Annotated in this window: 8 protein-coding genes and 1 tRNA gene; 8 read left to right on the top strand and 1 reads right to left on the bottom strand. The window is 72.2% G+C overall.

The window, feature by feature from the left end:
- The 7 genes from I0C86_RS35430 to I0C86_RS35400 all read left to right on the top strand — a co-directional run.
- Positions 1 to 217: NADH-quinone oxidoreductase subunit J (locus I0C86_RS35430; RefSeq protein ID WP_196205674.1), on the top strand; the 217-nt coding region annotated here is incomplete at its 5' end.
- Complete coding sequence (locus I0C86_RS35425; protein ID WP_196205673.1) at positions 214 to 717, top strand: NADH-quinone oxidoreductase subunit NuoK; 504 nt, start codon at positions 214 to 216, stop codon at positions 715 to 717. The genes I0C86_RS35430 and I0C86_RS35425, both read left to right, overlap by 4 nt.
- A complete protein-coding gene (locus tag I0C86_RS35420; protein ID WP_196205672.1) occupies positions 714 to 2,630 on the top strand; it encodes an NADH-quinone oxidoreductase subunit 5 family protein in 1,917 nt (638 codons plus the stop codon). The genes I0C86_RS35425 and I0C86_RS35420 overlap by 4 nt, the downstream gene beginning before the upstream one ends.
- A 45-nt stretch (positions 2,631 to 2,675) precedes the next feature.
- A complete protein-coding gene (locus tag I0C86_RS35415) occupies positions 2,676 to 4,199 on the top strand; it encodes a complex I subunit 4 family protein (RefSeq protein ID WP_196205671.1) in 1,524 nt (507 codons plus the stop codon).
- Positions 4,200 to 4,221: 22 nt separating this feature from the next.
- The gene (locus tag I0C86_RS35410) at positions 4,222 to 5,844 is read left to right on the top strand and encodes an NADH-quinone oxidoreductase subunit N (protein WP_196205670.1); all 1,623 of its coding nucleotides are present in this window, start codon (positions 4,222 to 4,224) and stop codon (positions 5,842 to 5,844) included.
- A 110-nt stretch (positions 5,845 to 5,954) separates the two neighbouring features.
- Complete coding sequence (htpX, locus tag I0C86_RS35405; RefSeq protein WP_196205669.1) at positions 5,955 to 6,836, top strand: zinc metalloprotease HtpX; 882 nt, start codon at positions 5,955 to 5,957, stop codon at positions 6,834 to 6,836.
- Between the two features lie 212 nt (positions 6,837 to 7,048).
- On the top strand, positions 7,049 to 8,317 hold the full coding sequence (locus I0C86_RS35400) for an MFS transporter (RefSeq protein ID WP_196205668.1): 1,269 nt from the start codon (positions 7,049 to 7,051) through the stop codon (positions 8,315 to 8,317).
- 67 nt (positions 8,318 to 8,384) lie between these two features.
- On the opposite strand, the gene I0C86_RS35395 is transcribed toward I0C86_RS35400, so the two are convergent.
- Entirely contained in the window at positions 8,385 to 8,879 is a 495-nt protein-coding gene (locus tag I0C86_RS35395; protein ID WP_196205667.1) for a YajQ family cyclic di-GMP-binding protein, read from the bottom strand.
- Positions 8,880 to 9,024: 145 nt separating this feature from the next.
- Between I0C86_RS35395 and I0C86_RS35390 the strand changes: the two genes are divergently transcribed.
- Positions 9,025 to 9,105 (top strand) — tRNA-Tyr (locus I0C86_RS35390).
- The last annotated feature ends 146 nt before the right edge of the window (positions 9,106 to 9,251 follow it).

The raw sequence follows: 9,251 nt of genomic DNA, 5'->3' as shown, positions 1-9,251 counted from the left end.
GAGCGGCGGCGGGACCGGGCTGGGCCTGGCCGCCCTGCTGGTCGACGCGTTCCGCTGGTCCACAGTCGACCTGCCGGAGCCGGGGACCGCCGAGCGGATGGGCACGGAACTCTTCCAGTCCTGGGTGCTGCCGTTCGAGGTGCTCTCCGTACTGCTGCTCTCCGCGCTGGTCGGGGCGATCGCGATCAGCGTACGGATTCCGGGGCGGCGGCAGTGAGACCCGTCATCCCGTACGTCATCGCCGCCGCCCTCTTCGGGCTGGGCGTGTACGGCGTACTGCGCCGCCGCAACGCCGTACTGGTGCTGATGGCGGTGGAGTTGATGCTCAACGCGGTCAACCTGCTCCTGGTCACCGCGAACGCCGCCCCGCTGCACGCGGCCCTCGGCACAGCGGCACCGGTCGGCAGCCCAGCCGCTCCCGGCACCGCCGAGGCCGGTGCGCTGCCGTTCACCGGACAGGCGTTCACGCTCTTCGTCATCGTGATCGCCGCCGCCGAGGTCGGGGTGGGGCTGGCGATCGTGCTCCAGCTCTACCGGCTGCGCGGCACTGTGGCGATCGACGACGTACGCCTCGACGAGCACACCCCCGACGCCGGTCCACGCGGGATCATGGAGGCGCCGGCGAGGACGGGAGCAGCGACCGGGCCGTCGACGGGAGCGGCGACCGGGCCGTCGACGGGAGCGGCGACGAGGCCGGCGGCGGGACCGGCCCGATGACCGGCGCACAGACGCTCGGCGCGCTGCTGCCGGCCGTACCCTTCGGACTGGCCCTGGTCGGGTTGCTGCTGCCGCAGCGGTCCCGGGCGGTCGCGGCGGGCCTCGGCATCGGCGGCGCGGCGGTGGCGCTGGTCTGCGCGGTCGCGCTCGCCGTCACCGTCGACCACGGTGGCACCGAGTCGGCCGCCGAGTGGATCGACTTCGGCGGGCTATCGGTCACGCTCAGCGTCCGGCTCGACCCGGCCACCGCGCTGGTGGCGATCGCGGTGGCGGTGGTGGCGCTGGCCGTACAGGTCTACTCGGTCGGCTACCTGCACGACGACGACCGGTACGCCCCCTACGCCGCGCAGATCAGCCTCTTCACCGCCGCGATGCTGCTGGTGGTGGTCGCCGGTGACCTGATCATGCTGCTGGTCGGCTGGGAGGTGATGGGCATCTGCTCCTATCTCCTCATCGGCCACGACCGCCGGCTGCCGGAGGCGCCCGCCGCCGCCGTGAAGGCGTTCCTGGTGACCCGGGTCGGCGACGTCGGCTTCCTGCTCGGCATCGTGGTGCTCGGCGTCTCGGCCGGCAGTTTCCGGATCTCCGACGTGCTGGCCCACGACTTCAGCCCCGGTACGCTGACCGCCGCCTGCCTGCTGCTGCTCGCCGGAGTGGCCGGGAAGAGCGCTCAGTTCCCGCTGCACACCTGGCTGCCGGATGCGATGGCCGGCCCGACGCCGATCTCGGCACTGATCCACGCCGCGACGATGGTGGCGGCCGGGATCTACGCGGTGACCCGGCTCTTCCCGCTGTTCGAGCGGGCACCGGCCGCCCTCGCCGTGCTCGGCGTGATGGCCGCGGTAACCCTGCTGCTCGGCGCTCTCGCCGCCACCGCCCAGGACGACATCAAGCGGGTCCTGGCCTGGTCGACCGTCTCCCAACTCGGCTACATGGCCGGGGCGCTCGCCGTCGGCTCGCCGCCCGCCGCGCTGTTCCACCTGCTCAGCCACGCCGCCTTCAAGGCGCTGCTGTTCCTCGCCGCCGGAGCGGTGATCCACGCCGTGGGCAGCAACCTGATGTCCGCGATGGGCGGGCTGCGCCGGCCGATGCCGGTCACCTTCTGGTGTACCGCGATCGGGTTGGGTGCGCTGGCCGGGGTGCCGCCACTGGCCGGGTTCTGGAGCAAGGACGGCATCCTGGTCGTCGCCGAGCAGGCGGCCCGGCACCACGCCGGCCCGGCGCCGGCCTGGGTGGGCTGGCTGGTCTGGATCGCCGGGCTGGTCGGGGTCGGGCTGACCGCCTGGTATGCCGCCCGCCTGCTGCTGCGTACCTTCCTCGGGCCGTCCCGGGCCCAGACCCACCCGATGGACGCTTCGGCCGGCATCGACGCGCCGGCCACCGCCCCCGCGCACACCCCGGTCGGTCCGCCGCACGATCCACCAGGACTGCTGCGCTGGCCGGTACTGCTGCTCACGGTGCCGAGCGCGGCGCTCGGCTTCGCGGTCTTCGTTCCCCCGTTCCGATCCGCGCTCGCCCTGGACGAGGCACACCTGGACGCCTTCCTGATCATTCCGGTGGCGCTGCTGCTGCTCGGGGCGGGCCTCGCCTGGTGGCGCTGGCGGGCCGATCCGGCCGCCGACCCGGCAACCGGCCTGGGGCCGCTCCGCCCGGCCTTCGCCCGGGCCTTCTGGCTCGACGAGGTCCAGCACGCGCTCGTCGTACGCCCGGTGCGGGCGCTCGGCCGGCTCGCCCGTCGGATCGACGAGACGGTCGTGGACGGCGCGGTCGAGGGGACCGGTCGGAGTACGGCGGGCCTGGGTGGCGGGCTCGACCTGCTGCACCGGGCCGGGGTGCCCCGGGCGGTGGCCGCCGTGCTGGCCGGTGCCCTGCTGCTCGGCATCGCCGCCGTGGCGCTGGGAGGCTCGGCATGAGCGCGCTGGGAGGCTCGGCATGAGCGGGCGCGGCGAGGTGACGGCATGAGCCTCGGGAGGGTCGGACTGGTCGCCGTGCTGGCGCTGCCCGCGCTGGGCGCGGCGGTGCTCGCCGTACTGCCGCACCGGATCGACCGGGCGGCCCGGATCACCGGTACCGCCTTCGCCGCGGCCGCCTTCGTGCTCAGTGTGCTGCTGGCACTCGGCGGCGACGACAACTGGTTCGGCTACCGGCCGCGCACCGCCGGCGGCCCCGGCGTACGGCCGTGGCACGAACTCGACCTGACCTGGGTACCCGGTCTCGACCTGCGGTTCCACCTCGGCGTCGACGGCGTGTCCTATCCGCTCGTGGTGCTCACCGCACTGCTGACCCTGCTCTGCTGCGCGTACACGGCGTGGCGGGTACCGGCGCCGGGGCGGGGCCGGACCCTCGTCGCGCTGCTGCTCGTCGTCGAGGTCGGGATCGTCGGCACGTTCCTCGCCCTCGACCTCGTCCTCTTCTTCCTCTTCTTCGAGGTCGTCCTGCTACCCATGTACGCGATCATCGCGATCTGGGGTGGCGAGGACCGGCAGCACGCGGCCCGGAAGTTCGCCCTCTACACCCTCTTCGGCTCGGTGCTGCTGCTGGTCGGCGTCTTCACCGTGGTCACCGCCGCCGGCACCGCCGACCTGGTCGACCTGACCGGTGGCGGCGAGCTGTCCCGGGGTACCCAGTTGGCCGCCTTCAGCCTGCTCGCGATCGCGTTCGCGGTGAAGAGTCCGCTCTGGCCGCTGCACTCCTGGCTGCCGGACGCGCACACCCAGGCGCCGACGGTGGGCAGCGTCATCCTGGCCGGGGTGCTGCTGAAAATGGGCACGTACGGGCTGATCCGGGTCGCGGTCGGAGTCGCCCCCGAGGGCGCCCGGTGGGCCGCACCGGTGCTCGGTACGCTCGCCGTGGCGGCGATCATCGTCGGCTCGCTGGTCTGCCTGGCACAGAGCGAGTTGAAGCGGCTTATCGCGTACTCCAGCGTCGGGCACATGGGTTTCGTGCTGCTCGGGGTCGCCACCCTGACCGCCACCGGCATCCAGGCCGCACTGATCGGCAACATCGCGCACGGCGTCATCACCGGCCTGCTCTTCTTCCTCGCCGGGGCGATCAAGGATCGCGCGCACACCGGGGCGCTGGCCGAGCTGGGCGGGCTGCGCGAGAGCACGCCCCGGCTGGCCGGACTGCTCGGCTTCGCGGCGATCGCCTCGCTCGGGCTGCCCGGACTCGCCGGGTTCTGGGGGGAGGCGTTCGCGGTCGTCGCCGCGTGGCGGGTCGGCGGACCGTTCTGGACCACCCTGGCGGTGCTGGCCGCGCTGGGCGGGGCACTCACGGCGGCGTACCTGCTGCGGCTGCTGCGCCGGGTCACCCACGGGCCGGCTACCCCGGCGGTGCTGACCCTGACGCCGGGACTGGCCGGAGCCGAGCTGGCCGCCTGGGGCCCGCTGGTGCTGCTCGCCCTCGCGATCGGGCTGGCCCCGACACTGGTGCTCGGTTACGCCGAGGTGCCGGTCGAGGCGCTCCTGGAGGCGATCCGATGAGTTTCGTTCCCCGGCGGACGCCGTGATCCAGACCGTCGACAACGTGGCGCTGCTGCCGGCGTACCTGGCGGCTGGCACCGCCGTACTCGTGTTGCTGGCCGACCTGCTGGTCGCCCGGCGCGGCGCGACGGTGGCGGTCTTCGCCGTCGGGGCCGCCGCCACCGCGCTCGGCGCGGTCCTGGTCGGCACCGCCGGTACGCGTCGGACGTTCTGCGCCGGCGACGACTGTTCCTATCTGGCGGGTGGTCGGGCGGCCCTGGTCGGCTGCCTGTTCGCGCTGCTCACCCTCGGTGTGCTGGCGCTCTCCGCGCCGCTGCTGCGGGCCGGCGAGGTGCCGCCGGGGGAGTACTGCTTCCTGCTCGCCTGCTCGATGACTGGCGGTGTGGTGCTCGGCGCGGCCGGTGACCTGATCACCCTGGTCGTGGCGCTGGAGACGTTGACGTTGCCGCTGTACGTGCTGGTCGGGCTCCGGCACCGCAGTGTGGCCGGTGCCGAGGCGGCACTGACCTTCTTCGTGGTCAGTGTGGTGGCGACCGCGGTGACCCTGCTCGGCGCCGCGCTGCTCTACGCGGTCACCGGAGCGGTGCACCTGAGCCGGCTCGGTGCCGTCTTCGAAGCCGACGGCACGGCGGCCGGCGGATCGGAACTGCTGGACCTGCCACTCACCGTGGTCGCGGTCGCGCTGGTGGTGCTCGGACTGGCCTTCAAGGTGGCGGCGGTGCCGTTCCACGCCTGGGCGCCGGCCACCTACGACGGGGCGCCGGTGCCGGTGGCCGCGTACCTCTCCACCGCCTCGAAGCTCGGCGGGGTGGTCGCGCTGCTCGCGGTCACCGCGACCGCGCTGCCGGCGAGCGCGACCGGGCCGGTGCTGGCGTCGAGCGCGACCGGGCCGGTGCTGCCGGCGAGCGTGACCGGGCCGGTGCTGGCGGCGGTTGCCGTACTCACCATGACCGTCGGGAACCTGGTGGCGCTGCGGCAGCGCCGGATGGTCCGGCTGTTGGCCTGGTCGTCGGTGGCCCAGGCCGGATACATCGTCGCCCCGCTGGGCGCCCTGGCGTTGTCCGCCGGCCGGACCCCGGAGGCGTTCGACACGGCGGTCGCCGCCGCGGTGGCGTACACGGTCTTCTACGTGGTGTTGGAGCTGGCCGCCTTCGCGGCCGTCGTGGCGTTGCGCCCGGCGGTGGCCGACGGCGGCGAGATCGAGGACTACCGGGGCGCGGCCCGGCGCCGGCCGTGGGTCGGCGCGGCGTTCGTGCTCGCGCTGGTCGGGCTGGCCGGACTGCCGCCGGGGCTGGCCGGACTGTTCGCGAAGGTCACCATCGTGCGGTCGCTGCTGGCCGGCGGTGCCGGCTGGCTTGCCGTGGTGGTGGCGCTGAACGCGGTGGTCGGGCTCGCCTACTACGTACGGGTCGCCGCGACGCTCTACGCCCCGGAACCGGTGGCGCCCCGGGCCGGGGATGCCGCCGCCGCACCGGTCGTCCCCGCCGATCCGGGCGCCCCGGCCCTGCCCGTGGGCGCACCCGTGCCGTCGGCCGGGTCAATCAGGCCGAGTTGGGCGGTTGTCGCCGCGCTGGCCGTCGCCACCGTGGTCGCGATCGTCGTCGGGTTCGCCCCACAACTCATCCTGGACGTCGCCGGACTGTGACAATCGTTCGCTTTCCCAGGTAACTCACAGTCATATCTGGATTGTTGACGGGGTATCCCGTTGTTGTACCGGTCAGCGGGTCCACCTACCCGCGCACCGAAGGAGTTACCGTGCATAGCCATCACAACCGGCTCAAGACGGCCGCGCTACTTGGCCTGCTCACCGCTCTGATCCTCGGCGTCGGTTACTGGTTCGGCGGAAGCGGCGGTCTGGTGATCGCCGTACTGCTGTCGCTGGCGATGAACGCCGGCAGCTACTTCTGGTCGGACAAACTCGCGCTGCGTTCGATGCGGGCGCAACCGGTCACCGAGGCCGAGTTCCCCGCGCTCTACCAGATGGTCCGGGAGCTGGCCACCGAGGCCGGTCAGCCGATGCCCCGGCTGTACGTCAGCCCGACCATGCAGCCCAACGCGTTCGCCACGGGACGCAACCCGCAGCACGCGGCGGTCGCGGTGACGACCGGCATCACGCAGATCCTGGACTACCGGGAGCTGCGGGGCGTCATCGGTCACGAGCTGTCCCACGTCTACAACCGGGACATCCTGATCTCCAGTGTCGCCGCCGGGCTCGCCGGCATCATCACCACGCTCGCCTACCTGGCCTGGTTCATTCCGCTGGGCGGCGGGGACGACGAGGACTCGCCGAACCCGGCGGCCCTGCTGCTGATGCTGATCCTCGGCCCGATCGCGGCCTCGGTCATCCAGCTGGCGATCAGCCGTAACCGGGAGTTCCAGGCGGACGCCTCCGGCGCGACCCTGACCAAGGACCCGCTGGCCCTCGCCAGCGCCCTCCGGAAGATCCACAACGGGACCCAGCGGATGCCGCTGCCGGCCGACAACCGGCTGACCAGCACCGCCCACCTGATGATCGACAACCCGTTCCGGGGTGGCGGGATGGCGAGCCTCTTCTCCACCCACCCGAAGATGGAGGAGCGGGTACGCCGCCTGGAACAGATGGCCGCCAACAGCGGTCCGGTCCAGTTCCAGCGCTGACCTACGCTCGTTCCTCCCCGTAAGCCAGTCGGCCCCCGGCTCCTACGAAAGTAGCCGGGGGCCGGCTTCGTACGCCCCCAGCCGTACCGGTGTGCGCGTCGGGTCCGGATGGTGACGTAGCGCCTAATCCGATTCAACCCGTGCAGGGCTCACGTTAGGGTCGGTAGGTCTTCCGCTCGTTACCGTACGACCGACCAGAGGGGGTGCCACCCGTGAGCGCGCTGCGTCAGTACCTGGGAGTTTGGCGGATTCCGGGTGCACCAATGCTGCTGATCGCCGGCATCGTCGGCCGGCTCGGCATCGGCATGACCCCGCTGGCGCTGCTGATGGTCGTCGAACAGGTCACCGGCCGCTACGCGCTGGCCGCCGTCGCCGGTGGGGTGTACGCGCTCGCCGGTGCCGCGCTGAGCCCGATCGCCGGCCGGATCGCCGACCGGGTGGGACCGAGCCGGGTACTGATGATCACCGCCGTGGCGCATCCGGTGGCGCTGATCGGGCTGCTGCTCGCCAGCCGCGCCGGCTCGGACGGGTTGACAGTGATCTTCATCGCCTCGGCGGTGGCCGGAGCGACGTACCCGCCGTTGACCGCCGCCATCCGGGGTGCCTGGAACGACCTCACCGACCCCGCCTCCGGCCGGTACGCCCTGCGCAACACCGCACTCGCCGCCGAGACCTCGCTGTTCGAGCTGGTGTTCGTCATCGGCCCGACACTGGTCGCGGTCTTCGTGCTGGTGGCCGACGCCGCAGCGGCACTGATCGGGGCGGCGGTCGTCACGTTGATCGGTACCGCCATCGTGGCCGTCGGCCCGGTGATGCGCGGCTGGCGTCCGCACCCGACCGACAGCCACGCCAAGGGGCTCGGCCCGCTGCGGGTGGGCGGATTCCCCGCCCTGCTGTTCTGCGTGGCCGGCCTCGGCATCGCGTTCGGTGCGGCCGGGGTGGCCGTCCCGGCGTACGCCTCGACGCACGACGTGGACAACGCGGAGAGCATGGCCGGAATCCTGCTCGCCATGTGGGGCACCGGCAGCGCGATCGGCGGCGTCTGGTTCGGCACCCGCAAACCGTCCCGCAACGCCGCCCGGCAGTTCGCCCAACTGCTCGGCCTGCTCGCGGCCACCTTCGCGGTCTTCGCGGTGATGCCGAGCCCGATCGCGCTCGGCATCGCGCTGGTGGTCGGCGGTGCGACCATCGCCCCCGCGCTCACCGTGGAGAACACCATGGTCGGGCGGATCTCGCCGGCCAGCATGCTCAACGAGGCGTACACCTGGGTCGTCACCGTGGCGGTGGCGGCCAGTGCCGCCGGCGGCGCCGGAGCCGGGATCCTGGCCGACCAGGTCGGCGTACCGTGGGCGTTCCTCTTCGCCGGTGCGGCGGTGGCGGCCGCCGCGGTGGTCGCGGCGATGCCCGCCGGCTCGATCGCCCGAGCCGAGGCCCAAGCCGAGGTACGCCTGGAGCAGGCCCTCGCCGCCGACCCGATGTAACTCGGGGCCGAGGCGGGACCGGTGCCCGGGATCCTCGATGATCCCGGGCGTCGGAGTCCGGCAGGGCCTAGCGGTAGTTCGTGAACTGGAGGGCGAGGCCGAAGTCCTCGGTCTTCAGCAGGGAGATGACGGCCTGGAGGTCGTCCTTCTTCTTGGCGGTCACCCGAAGCTGGTCGCCCTGGATCTGCGCCTGTACGCCCTTGGGGCCCTCGTCGCGGATCTTCTTGCTGATCGCCTTGGCCTTGTCCGATTCGATGCCCTGGATGACCTTGCAGTCGATCTTGTGGATCTTGCCGGACGGGCGCGCCTCGCCGGCGTCCAGGGACTTCAGCGAGATGTTCCGCTTCACCAGCTTCTCTTTGAACACGTCCAGAGCCGCCTTGACCCGCTCCTCCGTCTCGGCCTGGAGGCTGATGCCCTCCTCGCCCGACCAGGAGATGTCGGCGCCGGTGCCACGGAAGTCGAAGCGGGTGGAAAGCTCCTTCTCCGTCTGCCGGAGGGCGTTGTCGATCTCCTGCCGGTCGACCTTGCTGACGATGTCGAACGACGGGTTCGCTGCCATGATCCGCTCCTGCTGTATACGACATGAAGGTGTGCCGGTGCCACCGGGCGGCGGTCCGACATGCCGACCGTACCCGCTTGCGCGACTGCCCGATGCAACCGCTATCCTTGCTTCCGCTGCCGCGTTCTACGGGGCGGCACGCCCTGGCGGGTTGCCCGAGCGGCCAATGGGAGCGGACTGTAAATCCGTCGCGAAAGCTTCAGAGGTTCGAATCCTCTACCCGCCACAAGGTGCGAGAAAGGCCCCTGAACAGCACAAACGCTGTCGGGGGCCTTCTTCCTTCTGTCCCACCGTGTCTCGCTGGATCTCGCTGGCGCTCGGCGTTCGGGGGCGTGTCGGGGGGAAGATCATCGAGGTCGGCGGCGGGATCTT

This window comes from Plantactinospora alkalitolerans, from assembly GCF_015690345.1.
GTDB classification, from domain to species: Bacteria; Actinomycetota; Actinomycetes; order Mycobacteriales; family Micromonosporaceae; genus Plantactinospora; species Plantactinospora alkalitolerans.
This window is presented reverse-complemented; position numbering and strand designations above follow the sequence as displayed.